The 17,302-nt window shown below is 39.6% G+C and carries 14 protein-coding genes; 4 read left to right on the top strand and 10 right to left on the bottom strand.

The window, feature by feature from the left end:
* Positions 1-153: 153 nt before the first annotated feature.
* The gene (locus ACFSBH_RS01315) at positions 154-282 is read left to right on the top strand and encodes a hypothetical protein (RefSeq protein WP_379595657.1); all 129 of its coding nucleotides are present in this window, start codon (positions 154-156) and stop codon (positions 280-282) included.
* A gap of 62 nt (positions 283-344) precedes the next feature.
* Here ACFSBH_RS01315 and ACFSBH_RS01310 read toward each other — a convergent pair whose 3' ends face one another.
* Both ACFSBH_RS01310 and ACFSBH_RS01305 read right to left on the bottom strand, forming a co-directional pair.
* Positions 345-1,121: a LysM peptidoglycan-binding domain-containing protein gene (locus ACFSBH_RS01310; RefSeq protein ID WP_379595655.1), complete on the bottom strand. Its 777-nt coding sequence runs from the start codon at positions 1,119-1,121 to the stop codon at positions 345-347.
* A gap of 264 nt (positions 1,122-1,385) precedes the next feature.
* Positions 1,386-2,273: a DUF1002 domain-containing protein gene (locus ACFSBH_RS01305; RefSeq protein ID WP_251514148.1), complete on the bottom strand. Its 888-nt coding sequence runs from the start codon at positions 2,271-2,273 to the stop codon at positions 1,386-1,388.
* A 261-nt stretch (positions 2,274-2,534) separates the two neighbouring features.
* On the opposite strand from ACFSBH_RS01305, the gene ACFSBH_RS01300 reads away from it, so the two are divergent.
* Together ACFSBH_RS01300 and ACFSBH_RS01295 are read left to right on the top strand one after the other, a co-directional pair.
* Positions 2,535-3,737, top strand: a complete 1,203-nt coding sequence (locus ACFSBH_RS01300) for an MFS transporter (RefSeq protein ID WP_251514150.1) — start codon at positions 2,535-2,537, stop codon at positions 3,735-3,737.
* A 167-nt stretch (positions 3,738-3,904) separates the two neighbouring features.
* Entirely contained in the window at positions 3,905-4,150 is a 246-nt protein-coding gene (locus ACFSBH_RS01295) for a YuzB family protein (protein WP_251514153.1), read from the top strand.
* A 63-nt stretch (positions 4,151-4,213) separates the two neighbouring features.
* Here ACFSBH_RS01295 and ACFSBH_RS01290 read toward each other — a convergent pair whose 3' ends face one another.
* The 6 genes from ACFSBH_RS01290 to ACFSBH_RS01265 all read right to left on the bottom strand — a co-directional run bounded on the left by ACFSBH_RS01290 (position 4,214) and on the right by ACFSBH_RS01265 (position 10,998).
* On the bottom strand, positions 4,214-5,383 hold the full coding sequence (locus ACFSBH_RS01290) for an iron-containing alcohol dehydrogenase (RefSeq protein ID WP_251514155.1): 1,170 nt from the start codon (positions 5,381-5,383) through the stop codon (positions 4,214-4,216).
* 17 nt (positions 5,384-5,400) lie between these two features.
* Positions 5,401-5,778, bottom strand: a complete 378-nt coding sequence (locus tag ACFSBH_RS01285) for a RidA family protein (protein WP_251514157.1) — start codon at positions 5,776-5,778, stop codon at positions 5,401-5,403.
* Between the two features lie 55 nt (positions 5,779-5,833).
* Positions 5,834-7,168, bottom strand: a complete 1,335-nt coding sequence (locus tag ACFSBH_RS01280; RefSeq protein WP_251514159.1) for an MATE family efflux transporter — start codon at positions 7,166-7,168, stop codon at positions 5,834-5,836.
* A 122-nt stretch (positions 7,169-7,290) separates the two neighbouring features.
* Entirely contained in the window at positions 7,291-9,357 is a 2,067-nt protein-coding gene (locus ACFSBH_RS01275) for a TRAP transporter permease (RefSeq protein WP_251514161.1), read from the bottom strand.
* Positions 9,341-9,871 (bottom strand): DUF1850 domain-containing protein, encoded by a 531-nt coding sequence (locus ACFSBH_RS01270; RefSeq protein WP_251514164.1) that lies wholly within the window; start codon positions 9,869-9,871, stop codon positions 9,341-9,343. The genes ACFSBH_RS01275 and ACFSBH_RS01270 overlap by 17 nt, the downstream gene beginning before the upstream one ends.
* Positions 9,872-10,008: 137 nt before the next feature.
* Positions 10,009-10,998: a TAXI family TRAP transporter solute-binding subunit gene (locus tag ACFSBH_RS01265; protein WP_251514166.1), complete on the bottom strand. Its 990-nt coding sequence runs from the start codon at positions 10,996-10,998 to the stop codon at positions 10,009-10,011.
* A 368-nt stretch (positions 10,999-11,366) separates the two neighbouring features.
* Here ACFSBH_RS01265 and ACFSBH_RS01260 point away from each other — a divergent pair, with 368 nt between their 5' ends.
* Positions 11,367-12,647: a hypothetical protein gene (locus ACFSBH_RS01260; RefSeq protein WP_379595651.1), complete on the top strand. Its 1,281-nt coding sequence runs from the start codon at positions 11,367-11,369 to the stop codon at positions 12,645-12,647.
* A gap of 53 nt (positions 12,648-12,700) precedes the next feature.
* On the opposite strand, the gene ACFSBH_RS01255 is transcribed toward ACFSBH_RS01260, so the two are convergent.
* Entirely contained in the window at positions 12,701-15,865 is a 3,165-nt protein-coding gene (locus ACFSBH_RS01255; RefSeq protein WP_251514171.1) for a DEAD/DEAH box helicase, read from the bottom strand.
* A 159-nt stretch (positions 15,866-16,024) separates the two neighbouring features.
* Positions 16,025-17,215 carry an MFS transporter gene (locus ACFSBH_RS01250; protein ID WP_379595649.1) on the bottom strand — a complete coding sequence of 397 codons (1,191 nt, stop codon included), beginning with the start codon at positions 17,213-17,215 and terminating at the stop codon, positions 16,025-16,027.
* Between the last annotated feature and the right edge of the window lie 87 nt (positions 17,216-17,302).

Genomic DNA, 17,302 nt, shown 5'->3' with positions numbered 1-17,302 from the left:
GCTTACATTACTTTTATAGTTTAACATATGTATGCCCCTTTGTTAAAATCAGGACGATAATCCGAACAATATTTGAACTCCCTGTTTTTACCTATCGCATTATCTCTAAAAGTCTATTATACTAGTGAAGGAAATTATTTTGGAGGCATGAAGATGCGAATCATTCTGTTGGCTGTCTTTGTTACATTTATTGTTGTTATTGGCTTATTCGGTTTATTTCAAGACGACCGTCCCGTGGTTGAGATAGAACAACCCGGAGAAATGCATATTATAGAAAATTAAAAGGAAAGCAATCCATTATTAATGGATGCTTTCCTTTTGGTTTTTTACCTGTGATTCTGTTGTTATTCAACAATCGTTACATCAACTGTGCGAACGCCCCAATTGACGGCCTCACTCTTTGATGGAACATGAAGATCAATTTTATTGCCTTTAATTGCACTGCCAATGTCAGCTGCAATTGCGTAGCCATAACCCTCTACATAAACTTCAGAACCTAATGGGATTACATTTGGATCTACTGCAATAACTTTTGCATTAGGGTTTTTATTTAAGTCAACTCCAGTATACGTGACACCTGAACAACCTTCACAGTCTGCTGTATAAGCTGTTGCAGATACTGAGATAGTATTACCTTGTGGTTTTTCCTCTGCCGCTGCCGTTTTAGAAGCTGGTTTTGCTTCTTGCTTAGCAAGTGTCTCGGCTTTTTCTTTCTTAGCAGGTGCTTCTGTTGTTTGTGCTTGAGGTATCACACGATCCTCTTTATCTACTTTTTTACCTTTGATTTGGAGTTCTTGTCCAATAACGATAAGTGAAGTTTTCAAGTCATTCCATTTCTTCAAATCGTTTACGGATACATCGTACTCCTTACCTATACTAATTAATGTATCTCCACGTTGTACAACGTAAGTATCATGTATATTCAAAATTTGTTTTGGCTGAATTACTGTCGTCTTTAAATCATTGATGTGCACTAACTCGTCAATAGAAGTATCATACTCCTTTGCGATATCCCATAGGTTCTCCCCTGGTTGAACTTCATGTTCTTGTGCTGAAGCGGTAGTTACAGCTGCACCTGATAGGATTATTCCTGTCATTAATGCTGCTACTATTTTCTTCAAGTCAATTCCTCCTTTTTGCTGACTGTGATTATACTAACACAGGAAAAAGGAGAAAACAGTTACAGGGGAATTAAGAGTGGATGACATCAATTACAGTTCATCTACATTTACCGCCTTCTGTAATGAAAATGCAATAAATGACGCTAAACCGCAATTTAGTATGACAATATTACGGCGATACTACATCTTCCGCCATGTCTATGCAAGCTCTTTTCCATAAAAATAGAGCCTTTTCCATTGGAAAAGACTCCATCAATCTAAGAACTAATTGAACAATCCTCTAAATAAATTTCCTATACCTTCAAATAAATCTGCGAAAAAGTTAGCGACCTTTTCCCAAAATCCTTGATCAAGGCCAAGTTCTTCTGCCTTTTGCGTTACACTATCCGCAATATTCTTCAATTGATCACGAACACCACTGAAATCGATATCGAGTTCTCGCATCCGGTCGAATAAATCAATAAGCATTTGGCGATCCTGCTCGCTAAGATTGATTTCCAGCTTGTTTAATTGTTCACTGACGATTTGTTCCACTTCTTCACGTGTTACCGGATTTTGTTCAGCAATCATTTGTTTTATCTCCGTAAGCAATTGGGAAACATTTTCCTCACTGACGCCTTCCCTTTCAGCTAAATCGGTAGCAACGACAAGTTCATCATTCGCAAGTTCCATCCGTTCCTTGTCGAGCTCAACACCTTCCACATCATATGCCTTATAAATACCCGTTAGTGCAGAATGACCAGTTACAGCAATTGGAGAAACGACATCGACCGTCACGTTTTCCGCTCCTGCAGTAAGTAAAGCATTCTCATACATCTCACTTGTTACCTTGGTGATGTTTTCAGGCGTCAATATATTAACAACAAGACCTTCACCATTATTTTCTAATTTGATTAACGCTGAAGAGTACATATTCGCATTAGGATTTCCATTAATATAGTTCGCATAGTCCTGACCAGTGACATCATGTTCCTCAACCGCTTCATTCTCACCAAGGCCTAGCGCTTCACGGACGTCCTGCCTTTGCGATTCCGAAAGTTGTTCTCCGTAAATGAGGATACTTTCTGAAACAGCAGCTACAGGTGCAGCTAATCCAATAGAGAAAATTGCTACAAACAATAATGTCAGCATCGTTTTGGTCATCTTTTTCATGATTCAACACCCCTTTAAAGAAGTCAAGAACATCTAACTTCAATTATCCCTTTTATATAATTTGAGAGGGACTTGCAATTATTATACCTTTTTCATTAAAAAAAGAACACTTTAAGTTCGAATTTGACCCGTCTGTACACATGAGCAGATTCCTTTAAAAATACTTCGGGATACGTTATATTTAGAGTAACGAAATATTCGTGGGAAAGAAGGGTATTACAAATTAGTTATCAAGAAACCATCAATCGAAACTTAGTCATCATGTGGTTTGCCAACTTTTTTGTCAGCGGAAGTATGACAATGGTAATTCCATTCATTTCTTTGTATATCGATTCTATGGGTAACTTTTCTGACGCATATGTGCAAACATGGTCTGGTATTATATTCGCAGTAACTTTTATCTCTGCCTTTATATTCTCACCGATCTGGGGGAAAATTGGTGATCGATATGGCAGGAAAAATATTTTAATTATGTCCGCATTTGGAATAGGAATATCTGTTTTATTAATGGGGTTTGCCACAACCGTTTGGCAACTTTTTTTATTGAGATTCCTGATGGGGATTGTGACAGGTTTCATCCCCATGTCTCAAGCATTAATCTCTGTGCAGACACCGGAGAAATCAGCGGGCAAAGTGCTTGGAACGCTTCAAACCGGAAGTATTACAGGCGCATTAATGGGGCCAATGCTTGGTGGAGCTCTAGCAGACTCCTTTGGTTATGCAAGCACATTTAAATGGGTATCCGTAACACTTTTCTTATCAGCGATACTCGTATTCTTCATTAAAGAAGTACAGTTAAAGGTCTCAAAAGATGACCGTGACTCTAAATCTTATACAAGTAAAGAAGTCATTCAGCATATCGTAGGTAATCCAGTCCTATTTGTCGTCATTCTTCTATCGATGTTGATTCAAATTGCACACTTCAGTATCCAGCCAATCTTGTCCTTGTTCGTGGAGGAGATTCATGGTCCAGTAAACATCGCATTTTTCGCAGGAATGGCATTTTCAGCGGCGGGTCTCGGAACATTATTATTCTCACGAAGACTCGGGAAACTTGGTGACAAAATAGGATATATCAAAATTTTGATCGTCTTGCTATTCGCAGCAGGACTCATCTACTTGCCAGGAGCATTTGTAACAAACATCTGGCAGCTTGTTGTATTACGTTTCTTGCTTGGTGTAGCGATTGGAGGAATTGTACCATTAAGGGTTGCATATATCCGGAAAGCCGCTCCCCTATCGATGCAAGGTGAAGTGCTCGGCTATAATACGAGCCTACGCTTTCTAGGGAACGTAATTGGACCGGCACTTGGCGGATTGATTGCTGCGTCATTCGGATTTTCCGCAGTTTTCTATATCACTAGTGCATTACTTCTGATAAGTGGAGTCATTATGCTCTATACTTGGTATACAAGTGAATATGAAGGTAAAGAGTCAAAGCTCTTTTCGATATTAAAGCAATAAAATAAAGCTTGGGAAGCCACTACTTCTCAAGCTTTTCCTATGCTGAAAAATTGCTTTTTCCTCATATATAGGATTATACTAACAACATCATGATCATATAGCGAATACAGTAGTTTCACAGCCTGTGAACAGAAGATAAACATTTCAACATAGAAAGTGTGATAGATATGGGCATTGTCGTCGTCGAAATTTGTGACGGAAATACGATAACGATGGTTGATGTGGAAGAGATTTTAGAATCGGAATTCCCTGAAGTAGCCGTCATCATGAATACATGCCTAAACTTTTGTGGACTCTGTGCGGTCCGTCCCTATGCACTAGTAAACAATAAACGGGTCTTTGGAAAAACACCGGAAGAATGTTTGGATAAGATTCGGGTAGCAATAAAGGAAGAACTTGCTCAATACTCATGAGCGAGTTCTTCCTTTTTTCAACATTTCCCGGGAAATACTTATTATTTTGTCGAAACCTTATATCTATAAGCTGGCTTGTAATATAGCCAAAGAGTCTTCTCTGTCCAACTTCTTGAATACACCATATTGCTCTCGTACTGCTACTGCTTTATCTGCCATCAATTCGAGGCTATCTTCACCAATATCATAATCTGACAATCTGCTTGGAGCGCCTATCCGGTTCCAAAACGCACGCAGCTCTTCAATTCCTGCTAAAGCTACTTCTTTATCAGCTTTACCAGTCGGATCCACATTAAATACTCGAATCGCCAACTGTTTGAAGCGATCAACGTTTTCTTCATCGAGCACATGTTTCATCCAATTTGGGAATAAGATAGCAAGCCCTCCACCATGCGGGATATCATGCACTGCGGAAACGGCATGTTCCAAGTTATGCGTAGCCCAATCGCCTCTTAAACCTACACTAACCATTCCATTTAAAGCATACGTGCCGCTTAGCATCATTACTTCACGATACTCGTAATTCTCCGGCTCCTCCAAAAGTTTAGGTGCTGTTTCTATTACTGTCTGTAAAATCGATTCACAGAAACGGTCCTGCATTGGTGTATTTGAAGTCAAATGGAAATAATGCTCAAATACATGGGACATGATATCAACAATCCCATATATCGTCTGGTCTTTCGGTACTGAGAATGTATACGTCGGATCTAAGATAGAAAACTTCGGATAGACGAGTGGAGAACCCCAACCATGTTTTTCCTTTATTTCCCAATTTGTAATGACAGACCCGGCATTCATTTCTGAACCGGTTGCTGCCAATGTTAAAATGGTACCAAGAGGAAGCGCATCGGAAGCTGATTCTTTTTTCATAATGATATCCCAAACATCTATATCCGTCTTAGCTCCAATAGCTATAGCTTTCGTACAGTCAATAGTACTCCCTCCCCCGACTGCAAGGAGGAAGTCGATACCTTCACGTTTACAAATCTCAATCCCTTTTTGGACCGTAGATAATCTTGGATTTGGTTCTACCCCTGGAAGTTCGAATACATCTGCATCAATTTCAGCTAATTTTTCCATGACTTGGTCATAGATTCCGTTTCGTTTAATACTGCCTCCACCATAAACGAGCAATATTTTCTTGCCATAGCGGGAGACTTCCTTTGGCAATAAATCAATTTGACCTTTTCCGAATAACAGCTTCGTAGGATTACTGAAAATGAAGTTATCCATACATCAACCTCCTCAGATTACTCTACATGTGCAATACAATCGATTTCCACCAATACATCTTTTGGTAAACGGCTTACCTCTATCGTTGCTCTTGCAGGATAAGGTTCAATTAAATAATTTCCATAGATTTCATTTACAGTCGCAAAATCTTCCATGGAATTTAAATAGATTGTAAATTTCACTGCCTGTGAAAAATCAGTCCCGGCTTCTTTAAGGACAGCCTTCAAGTTTTCCATGACTTGTTCTGTTTGTTTTTCTATTCCCTCTACAATTTCCCCTGTTTCAGGATCTACCGGAATTTGTCCAGAAACAAAAAGAAATTCACCTGCTTGAATCGCTTGAGAGTATGGACCAATTGCTGCTGGAGCATTTTCTGTGTTAATTGCTTTAACCATGACTATTCCTCCTTTTTAAATCTAACTTTATTCTACCATTATGCTAATTATCTTTCTATTTGAATAGATCTTTTTCACGAAATTTACCGTAACGGAAATAGAGAAAAGCAATGACACTGCTAATTAAGAAGCTGACGCCCATCCCCATTGCAATTCCTTGCTCGCCGAATAGTTCAGAAAACAACCAAGTTAATGGATAACGCAGGATCCAAAATGAAATGATATTCAGAATAAGGACCTGGTACATCGCACCAGCTGCCCTAACAATCCCATTCAGAATAAAGTTAATTCCTAAAAATGGATAACAGAGTGCAATAATCGCTAAATACGTCCGACCAAACTCTACGGATGCTTCATCACGGATAAATAGCTTGATGGCATATTCTCCAAACAGGATGATGAGGATTCCAATGCCTACCATGATTGCGAAGTTGAATAACACACCATACTTGGCTATCTGATTCACTCGCTTCCAGTTCTTAATCCCAATGTTTTGTCCTGCCATACTCGTCACTGCAGTACTTAGAGCATGGGCAGGAAGCATAATAAGACTATCGAGACGTTGAGCTGCGGTAAATCCAGCAACGACTGCGCCGCCAAATGAAGTGACAACACTCATGATCGCTGCAGATCCGGCTGATATAACAGCCATTTGCAGACCTGAGGGTATTCCAAGGTTGAAAATCAGTCGAACTTCCTGCCAAGAAGGAATGGTAGGTCTAGTAAAAGGGGCAAGCTTATGTCGTTTCAAATGAATAAAACCATAGATGAAAGCCAGACCTTGTGAAACTACCGTTGCATACCCAGCTCCATGAATCCCCCAATTAAACACAGAGATAAATAAAGGATCAAGTACAATATTAGCGACAACGGCAACAGTCACAAATTTTAACGGCGTGTTACTGTCCCCAAGTGCACGCATGACCGTACTCATGAAATTGTATCCGAATAAGAATAGAATCCCAAGGAAATTAATCTGCAAATACACTTTAGCACCCTGAACCATCGAAGCAGGAGTACCTAAAAGATGAAGCAACTGTTCTGCGAAGAAAAAACCAACGGCACCTAACCCAACCGCAATCAATGTCATCAAGACGACGAATGCATTCAAATAGCGAATAAGTCCATCTTCATTTCCTTTTCCCTGTTGTTGAGAAAGAATGGTTAGTGCTGCATTATTCAATCCAATGATAAAAGCAAGCACGGTAAACAAAATGGTGCTGGAAATTCCAATCGAACCTAATGCCGTAGCTCCTAATAAATTCCCAACCCACAAACTGTCAATAAACTGATAGGAAGTTTGCAATAAATTCGCGAGCAGTATCGGCCAAGAAAAGGAGATTAAATGTTTTAATATGTTTCCTTCCGTAAAATCATGTTGCTTTCTCATTATCAAACCAGCCTTTATCATTTTATCTAATCTTTATCATACTCGAAAGAATGAGATAAGCAAAAAGAGAGGTCCTTGTTTTACAGGACCTCTCCTATCATATTAATGCATAGCCTTTACTATTAAGCTCCGGCTGGCTCTTTTTTGTCGTTGCCCTTATTTCTGCTCATAAATTGAGTAGCGAGCATGACAACAAAAATAACCGCTCCAATTAAATCTGTGTTTCCTTCTGGGTACATTAACAGAATACCTGCGGCAAAAGCAACTAATCGTTCCGCCCAGTGCAACTTACGGTACCAGAAACCAATGAGTCCAGCACCAATCGCAATCATTCCTGTAATGGCAGTGATGATGATCCATGTCAAACCAAAGAACGTGACATCGATCATTAATAACTGTGGCTCAAATATGAACATATACGGAATGATAAAGGCTGCTATAGCAAGTTTGGATGCATTAACCCCAGTACGTATCGGCTCTCCCCCGGAGATACCGGTTGCCGCAAATGCTGCCAGCGCAACAGGAGGAGTCACATCCGCCAGAATTCCGTAGAAGAATACGAACATATGAGCAGCGAGCACGTGAATTCCTAGCTCATATTGATCACTTAAAGCCATAATTGCAGGTAATGCAATCGTTGACGTAATAATATAGTTAGCTGTAGTCGGTGAACCCATTCCAATGATAAGGGATGTGATCATAGTAAATACTAGAGTTAACAAGATTAATCCCATCTCATTGGATGTAATGGCAGCCGCTAAACCAACTAGACCGTTACCTAACTTCAGACCTAAACCTGTCTTCGTTACAACACCAACGATAATACCAGCAGAAGCTGTTGCGGCAGCTACACCTAATGCAGTCCGCGCACCATCTGTCAACGCAGAAAAGAACTTACCAAGAGTAAATTTACCATTTTCATCTAAGAACATGTTCGTTTCTTTACTGAACAGACTGACGACAATCGCTGAAAGAATACCATAAATTGCTGTACGTTCTATACTCACTCCAGCAAATAAGAAGTAAACAATAGCTAGAATTGGTAATAGTAAATAAATCTTTTTAAAGACTTTTTTCTTATCTGGCAATTCCTCTTTTGGAAGACCAAGCAACCCAAGACGTTTTGCCTCAAAGTGAGTCATTACCCAAATACCGGTAAAGTACAGAAGCGCTGGGATCACAGCAGCTTTTGCAATGTCCCAATACGGAACTCCTGCAAATTCAATCATTAGAAAAGCAGCTGCCCCCATAATAGGTGGCATAATTTGTCCACCAGTTGATGAAGCCGCTTCAACCGCTCCGGCAAAGTTCGGTTTATATCCCAACCGTTTCATCATCGGGATTGTATAGGAACCAGTAGTTACCGTATTTGCTACAGAGCTTCCGGATATCGTACCGTTTAACGCACTTCCGAAAATAGCCACCTTCGCAGGTCCTCCAACACGGCGACCAGCAATAGCTAATGCTAGATCATTAAAATAGTTACCTACACCTGTTTGAACTAGAAAAGCACCAAATAATAGGAATAGGAAAATATAAGTAGAAGACACTTGTAATGGTGTTCCTAGTATTCCTTCTGTTGTAAAGAACATCGAATTGACCAACTGTTGTAGAGACAAGCCACGGTGCATCAACATACCTGGCATGTATGGACCAAACAACGCATACAAGAGGAATACTACCGCTATAATAACTATTGGTAATCCCACAGCACGTCTAGCAGCTTCTAAAACTAGTAAAACCGCTATTCCACCAATCAGCAGTTGCGTGTTATCAATACCTCCGACTTTCACCACTAACGTATCATAGAATAATGGCCAGTAGGCACACACAACGATGGATAATACTACTAATATCCAATCATACCAAGCCACACTTGTCTTCTTCATTCCTCGTTTCGCTGGAAACAGCATGAAAATAAGTGACAAAGCAAAACCTAAGTGAATCGTACGTTGGATATATGCTGTGTATGCACCAAAGATCCCTGTATAAAGGTGGAATAAAGAAAATGCAACTAACACAATAAAGACAACCCAGCCAAGGATTCCGGTCAGCTTTCTCGTATTCGATTCGATATCATATTTTTCCATTAACTTCTGTTGTTCTTCCAGAGATAATTCTTGCTCGTTCGAATTCGTATTCTCAGTATCTGTTAATTTATTTTTGTTGTTTTTATTTTGATCGCTCATCAATCTTCACTCCTTTCAGATAACTCCATAGGGGCAACTTGTCTACTTTCACCGTATACCAAGCCCCCGGTTCAAAGTAATCGTTGAACCAAACCATTTTTTCTTCCATATGATTCTTCCATCGCAAACGATGCTTAGAAACTGTCTTTCCGTTTCGTATTTTCATGGATTCAAATACATTATTTAAGTTGCCTAAATGATATCTTCCATCTTTGTATTCAAATGTCTGCCCCTCCTCTACAGTAGAAGGCATGCCAATACCAAAGGATTCGAAAATGATCTCATCCTGTATAATCGTTAAGTTTTCTGTAACATGGTATTTCTCAACAACATCTGTCAAATGAATGGAATGAGTAAATATAATGTCAAACTGGTCACCTGCATCTATTGGTAAATAGGCTGCAAGTTCATCAGTATTTTCTTTATAAAAGACCAACGCACTCTTAAAAGGGATAAACAATAGAGTAATGAGCAGAAGTGGGATAGAAACGAAAATAATTGTTTTAAATTTCATGGATAAATCACCGCACATGTGGTATCTGTCAAATGCATCACAGTAGAGCTATGTAAATATAAAACCATAAAACAGCCGGCTCTCAAAACAATCTACCGTCTTGACTGCCGGCTGAATATGGTTATTCTATTTATTACTTATTCCAGTACTCCAGCTTCTTTAAAATACTTTTCTGCTCCTGGGTGGAAATCGATACCGATTCCTTCTACACCTGCTTCAGGAGAAATGAATTCACCTTTAGCGTGTGTGATAGATTCTGCATTATCATAAATAGCTTTTGTAATTTCATATACCGTATCTTCAGATAAACTTTCCGTAACTGCAAGCATCGCTCCAACAGCTACAGTGGCAATGTCTTGTTCTTGCCCAGCATAAGTTCCAGCTGCAATAGTGTCTTGTGCATAGTAAGGATATTCTTCAATTAAAGCATCGATTTTATCTTGCTCGATCGCTACGATTTTAATATCTGCTGTAGCTCCCAATCCTTCTACTGCACCAGTTGGTGTACCAGCAGTAATAAATGCCGCATCGATATTTCCATCTTGGATACCACCTGTAGACTCACCAAAGTCCAAGTGTTGTGCGTCAATATCATCCATTGTCATACCATGGACTTCCAATAGTTGTTCAGCGTTAACATACGTACCTGATCCTGGAGCACCTACTGATACTGTTTTACCAGCTAAATCTTCGACAGATTCAATTCCAGAATCTTGTGTTGTTACAATTTGAATCGTTTCCGGATAGAGGGAACCAATAGCCAAAACATTGTCAACTGGATTTCCATCAAATGCGTTGATCCCTTGCTCTGCAAACGCTACCACATCTGTTTGTACGAATGCAAGCTCTGCTTCTTCATTTTGTAAAGATATGACATTATCAGCAGAAGCATTGGATGATAATGCGTCAGTTTGAATACCTGTTTCATCTGAAATAATCTTTGCCATTTCTCCGCCTAGTGGATAATATGTACCACTTGTTCCACCTGTCAACATACTAATCGCTGATGGTGAGTCCCCACCTTCATTTGAATCCCCATCTGCTCCATCATTTCCACCACATGCTGCTAGGAATAAAGCCATAGCCGTCAAGAGAATGGAAAATAGAAATAATTTACTCTTTTTCATTTGAACTCCCCTTTCGTTTATACGTAAGATTCTAACAAATTGCTTAACTTTGTCAATAACTATAATTTGGCAGTACTCAATTAATTGAAGAATTACAATAGATAGAAATTTAGTGATATTGGATTCCAGTATGTAGGACTTTCCTCTTATTCGGCTGGCTGATAAACAACAATGAAGGTACAGATAGAAGCGCAGATTTTTCTTAAGATACACTTTACCGACTTTTTTGTAAAAAATCAACTAAAATTATTTTCTTTTACGTTTTTTATGCAAATGTATCCGTTTTCAATATATTTCTTGACAATATTACGAAAATTCAGCTACGATGATAGAAATATAATTTGTCGTTTGATTGGAGGGGGAAGATTATGATAAAAATGGCAGTCTTCGGTACGCAAAACACGATCCGTCGTATTCAAGAAATTATATCAGATGTTGAAGAAGTGGAAATGTTACCATTCATCTATTCTGAAGCTGAAGAAACTACCAATCTACTGGACACGGTTTTTAATTGTGACATCTATGTATTTACAGAATACCTATCTTATTTATACGTTAAAGACACGATCGAAAAAAAGCGGCTCCCAGCACTCCGAGTGGAAATGGACCCTTACATGATGGCCGCAAATCTGTATCGGCTGGAAACAAAAATGGATCATCCTCCAAGTCGAGTCGCGCTTGATGCATTTAACGAAACCTTTTTGGACGAGGTCACCCAAGAACTTGGACTAGATGATGATATCCACAGTTTCCTTCACGACGAATGGACCAAGCCTGATATCAATCGATTAGTATCCTACTATATAACTCTATGGACAGAAGATAAAGTGGACTATATCTTACCAAGTTCAGAGGAAATTACTGCTAAGTTAACAGCAAAAGGAATCCCTGCACATACGATGGAAATTCCCGAACTGCAACTAAAACAATTGATTGACCAGGCAATCTCTCTCGTACGATTAAGTGAGTCCGAAAACCGGCAGATGGTCACCGGATATGTTTCTGTTAAGGGAATTGATGCTAATACCGAAATAATCGGGCATAGTTTGGACATCTTAAACAAGGTAAGGCGGATTCTCACTAAATTCACTGCCAAGAATGATGCATCTTTTGTTAAAACCTCGGAAAACCATTTTGTCATCTATGGTTCGGAAAAGCTGCTTAAACATTTAAAGGAGCATTACAGGTCCTTCCCGTTGTTACAGGAAATGAAAAGTAATATTAAATTGCCGATCCACCTTGGATTCGGTTTAGGACTGAGTGCTAATGAATCTGCGAAAAATGCCGAAATTGCTCTGGATAGCTGCAAACGAAGCGACCATAGCATTTGCTACATCGTCAATGAAAGAAAAGAAATGATCGGTCCAATCGGTGTGAAAAAGGAGATTGACACGTCTAGCTTGTATCAGGCACTGATTCATGATGCTAGATTAAATAATGAGCTTTCATATAATTTCATTGATTTCATTACCGACCGTAATAATGAACCCTTTTCCACACATGACGTTGCCTTATTCTATAAAGTCACAAAAAGAAGTGCAGAGCGGACGGTGAATAAATTATTAAGCGGTAATGTGATTAAAATTGCCGGTGAAGAACGTCCATACAAAAAAGGAAGGCCAAGAAAACTATTTACACTGAATCAATAATTCCGTCCAACATGAAAAAGAGTCGAACAGGCATCTCCTGTTCGACTCTTTCCTTACAAGCTCAACAGTTCTCGGATATCATCCTCACTGAGACTGCTCAGCATTTGTTCGCCTGGTTGGATGACTTGGCTGATCAGCTCGCGTTTTTTCTGTTGCAATTCATATATCTTTTCTTCAATCGTTCCTTCCGCAATCAATCGGATAACTTGAACGATATTTTTTTGTCCAAAACGATGCGCACGTCCTGTCGCTTGATCTTCCACTGCCGGATTCCACCACAGATCATATAGAATCACCGTATCTGCTCCGGTCAAATTCAAACCTGTTCCGCCAGCTTTCAATGAGATGAGGAAAATATCTTTTTCTCCCTGATTGAAGCGTTCACTCATCATGACCCGCTCTTCGGACTCTGTTTTTCCACTTAAGTAAAAGAAATCAATTCCCTCTTTTTCAAGTTCCTTCATGATGATTTCATGCATGCTCGTAAATTGTGAAAAGATCAGCATGCGCTTGCCATTTTCCAAAGCAGTCCTTACGGTGTCCATCAATTGTTGCAACTTTCCAGAGTCACCTTGGTAGTTTTCGATAAATAAAGATGGGTGGCAACATATCTGACGTAACCGTGTTAAACCTGCTAAAATCTTCATTCGATTTTTATTGAAGCCACTCTCTTTCAACGACTGGGAAGCGTCCTGCTGTACTTGCTGCAAATAACCGAGATAAAGCTCCTTTTGTTCCGTAGTCAATTCCGACAAGCTTACCGATTCTATTTTCTCCGGTAATTCTTTCAACACATCTTGTTTCAATCTCCGCAAAATAAATGGTCGTGTGAGACTGGAGATTTTTTCATTCGTCAATTGCTTGAATTTGCGTAAAGATGGCATTAATCCAGGCAAGATCACTTGGAAAATCGCCCATAGTTCTTCAATTGAATTTTCAATTGGTGTTCCGCTTAAAGCAAAGCGACGAGATGCATTCACTTGTCTGATTGCTTGAGATGTTTTTGTTGCATAGTTCTTTATATATTGCGCTTCATCCAGAATCATCGTCTGGAATTCAAGATTACGATATAACTCTATATCTTGCCGAAGCGTCGAATAAGAAGTGATCCACACATCCACATCTTGTAGATTCTTTACTTTTTCAAGCCGTTCAGCGGGGGTTCCCGTTAAGATGGCAACCTTCAAATCCGGTGTGAATTTCATAAATTCATTTTTCCAATTGTAAACAACAGAAGACGGTGCAACGACCAGATGTAACTTATCACTTGGCTCAGAAGCGATGTAAGCAATCGTTTGAATCGTCTTTCCAAGCCCCATATCATCTGCTAATATTCCGCCTAAGTGATAACGGCTTAATGATTTGAACCATTGATAACCAGTGACCTGATAATTACGGAGTGTCGCATTCAAGTTTTCCGGCAACTCATCAATCTGTTCATCCGGTGTACGTAAATGATGGATTAAAGACCGGAACGCCGGATCATAACTTTTCTTCGTATCAATAAGCTCATCAATTTGCGTGCTTCTGTATAGCGGCATTTGCACGTTACCGCCCTCTACATCCTGTTTTCGAATGTCCAAACTGTCAAAGAACTGATGGATCGAGGAAAATGCATCGTTTTCCAATGACATTAATGCCCCGCTATCCAAACGATAAAAGCGTTTCTTCTCAATCACCGCCTGAAGTATGGACTCCACTTCTTGCTCATTTACACCATCAATATCAAAACTGATTTCCAATAGATTGGAACTCGTGTCTACATTGACATTCGTTGTTGCAGTCGGCTCATGTTCAACAATCATATATTTTAAATCTGAAGTAAGGAAAAGCTCCACTTTATCCGCTAATAATGGCAAGATATCATATAAAAACTCATACAGCTCTTCTTCCTCAGCTGTTTCCAAATAAAGTTCTTTTCCATTGTACCTAAAATTCGCATGCTCAATCAGCCGCATGATTTCCATTTCTTTTTCAACTTCGCGAATGATGATGAGATCACTCTGATCCCTGCCATTAAAAGGATCAACAACATGCTTACCATAATGGTACTCCAGTTTTCCGGTGATCAATTCATCCTCAAGCTCGAGATAGAGCTTTGCTTGAAGTGGTACTTGGATCACTTCTTCAATAATGTTCTCCGCTACTTTCACATCTCCTACGATTTTCAGTGATGGAATGACTTCAGAAAAGAACCGGTCCGCTTGCTGTTTCGAGATGGCGAGCGACAAATCATTAACATTAAACTGAAATAATTTATCAATAATATTCGTTTCTTCAGGAGTCGCAAAATAAAACACTCCATCACTGAACACCATATTGTACTCTTTTAGAATCGACACATCGTTCCCTTCTGCAAGCCGGAGCAAAACATCTTCTTTGCTCTTCTCCAGCATGAATTCAAAAGGTAGCGACCCTTCTCCAATGGATATGTTGGAGTAAGTTCTGTTGGATATTCGAATGGAGGTCTTCCGTTCCACGAGTTTTTCCAGTAGTTCTCTAGCTGCCAGCGGTGGAATAATGATGTAACGATCATCCGTGCCGCTTGTCATTGCATAAATCGTCGAGTGGTAGATGTTCTCGTTTTTTTGGATTGCATGTAACATCCGGAAAATCTCTTCGTCCTGACCCAATATATAATGCTCTTCAGGTCGATATGTAAAATTCTTTGTAAAATAATATTCGTTTCCGGTAAGCACGGCATCGATTAGTTTAAACAATTCTTTTACAACATAGGGACGTTTAACTCCAAATTTCAATTCCACTGATAGATTGCCGGTATAATGGTGATGTAAATGATACTCCACCTGTACCGGTTCCTGTTCGAAAATATGGCCAGGCTTTTTAGGTTCCAATTGCTGAAGTGCACTCAGTTGCTCGATGAACCTATCTGTTTTTACGTAATCGTAGGCAAGTACAGGTTCTTTATTATTCTCTTTCGTTTGAATGCTTAATAAGGTTGCTACAATGTGCTTGCAAGAACCATAGGTATCAAATGCAGCACAGTCACAATATGTATCAATCGTTCCTTTTTCTGCTTCGCGCATATCGATTTCCACAAAGTAATTTTCGCTACCGTCGACCATCGCAGTCCAAACTTGATGGTTTCGGTCATAGACTAGATCGTGGACTTTGTCTTTCTTGAAATATTCAACTCCCCTTCGGTATATGGCCGATGGAAATAACCTGCTTATGTTAACGTCTTTTAATTGTTTCAAGATTGTAAACCCGCCTTTATGTGCAAATAGCTTATTATTACTATTTTATAGGAATAGTTGATAAAAGTGAAATGAACCATATAAAAGTTAATATTTGCGCTTCTTGGTCGTCCGCAACCTCCAGGAGAAAAGGCATTACTCCATTATGAGTGAACTAATCTACACTTTCGCGGCTCGCTTTTCTTTTATGTAAAAGTAAATATATATCATCATTGAGCAGGCGATGGATAGGGCTGATGCGATGTAGATGGAGGCGTAGTTGATTGTGGCTGCCAGGAAGCCAAAGAAAATGGCTGCGATTCCGATTCCTAAGTCAAAAAAGGAAAAGAAAGTTGCATTTGCCATCCCTTTTCGATTGGCTTTCGCCTTGTCAACTGCCCAAGCTTGCAAAGCCGGCTGTACCGTACCAAACCCAAACCCATAAATTGCACCTGCCGTCCATAAGATCAACGTACTTGGAAGCCAAGCAAGTAAAAGCATGGCAGATAAAATAAGAGCAGTACCTGGAAGAAAGACATAGAGATGCCCTTTCTTATCGTAAACCTTACCAGCAAATGTACGGGAAATCATCAAAAAGATGGCATAGACAAGAAAATAAGTTGCGATGCCATCAACATTCCTCTCCCATGCATGCAATGGAAGAAATGTTGCGATTCCACCAAACGTCGCCGTGATAAAAAACATGAGAATCGACGGTTGTATCGCCGTTTTTTCAATGATGTCAAACCTGGCTACGTGTGTTTGTTCTTTTGAAACTTCTACCTTCTTATACCGGATCCCTAAAGAAAATAGCAAAGCAATGAACCCTAGCCCACTACATATTAAAAAGATTTCATTAAAACTAAGAACTCCCATCAGTCCCAATCCAAGCGAAGGACCGAAAGCGAGCGCAATATTTCCAGATAATCCGAAATAACCCATTCCCTCTCCACGTCGATGCGGGGGAATTAAATCAGTGGCGATCGTTCCTCCTGCAGTTGTTGAAAAGCCCCAGCCAACTCCTTGAATCACTCGGATTATACCGAGAAAGAGGAGACTCGCTAGAAAACCATAAGCTCCCATGGATATAACAAATATAGTAAGCCCAAATATATAGACAAAGCCACGCCCCTTCGTTTCTAGCGCATGACCTGCGAACGGCCTTAAAATAAGAGCAGAAAAGGTGAATATACCTACAATCACACCAACAAGCTGATCATTTCCACCAAGCTCCTTCACATAAAGCGGGAGGGTCGGTAATGTCATTTGAAAGCCTAAAAAAATGAAAAAATTAGCCAGCCAAATAAAAACAAAATCCTTCGACCAGATGATGTCCTGTTTCGTTTTCGTCTGTACCCGAGCCTGAGCCATTAATCAAACTTCCTCTCCTTATACTAATAGTAAATTATACCGAAATATTTCGAGAATGGAAATAATTTAAAATCAATCTTCATACTA

The organism is Oceanobacillus luteolus (assembly GCF_042678205.1).
Classification (GTDB): Bacteria; Bacillota; Bacilli; order Bacillales; family Amphibacillaceae; genus Oceanobacillus; species Oceanobacillus luteolus.
This window is presented reverse-complemented; position numbering and strand designations above follow the sequence as displayed.

Excerpts from the sequence above, each read along its gene's own strand:
- ACFSBH_RS01315 (WP_379595657.1), top strand. The coding sequence starts at position 154 with ATGCGAATCATTCTGTTGGCTGTCTTTGTTACATTTATTGTTGTTATT.
- ACFSBH_RS01250 (WP_379595649.1), bottom strand. The coding sequence starts at position 17,215 with ATGGCTCAGGCTCGGGTACAGACGAAAACGAAACAGGACATCATCTGG.
- ACFSBH_RS01295 (WP_251514153.1), top strand. The coding sequence starts at position 3,905 with ATGGGCATTGTCGTCGTCGAAATTTGTGACGGAAATACGATAACGATG.
- ACFSBH_RS01280 (WP_251514159.1), bottom strand. The coding sequence starts at position 7,168 with ATGAGAAAGCAACATGATTTTACGGAAGGAAACATATTAAAACATTTA.
- ACFSBH_RS01265 (WP_251514166.1), bottom strand. The coding sequence starts at position 10,998 with ATGAAAAAGAGTAAATTATTTCTATTTTCCATTCTCTTGACGGCTATG.
- ACFSBH_RS01275 (WP_251514161.1), bottom strand. The coding sequence starts at position 9,357 with ATGAGCGATCAAAATAAAAACAACAAAAATAAATTAACAGATACTGAG.
- ACFSBH_RS01260 (WP_379595651.1), top strand. The coding sequence starts at position 11,367 with ATGATAAAAATGGCAGTCTTCGGTACGCAAAACACGATCCGTCGTATT.
- ACFSBH_RS01305 (WP_251514148.1), bottom strand. The coding sequence starts at position 2,273 with ATGAAAAAGATGACCAAAACGATGCTGACATTATTGTTTGTAGCAATT.
- ACFSBH_RS01285 (WP_251514157.1), bottom strand. The coding sequence starts at position 5,778 with ATGGTTAAAGCAATTAACACAGAAAATGCTCCAGCAGCAATTGGTCCA.
- ACFSBH_RS01300 (WP_251514150.1), top strand. The coding sequence starts at position 2,535 with ATGTGGTTTGCCAACTTTTTTGTCAGCGGAAGTATGACAATGGTAATT.
- ACFSBH_RS01270 (WP_251514164.1), bottom strand. The coding sequence starts at position 9,871 with ATGAAATTTAAAACAATTATTTTCGTTTCTATCCCACTTCTGCTCATT.
- ACFSBH_RS01290 (WP_251514155.1), bottom strand. The coding sequence starts at position 5,383 with ATGGATAACTTCATTTTCAGTAATCCTACGAAGCTGTTATTCGGAAAA.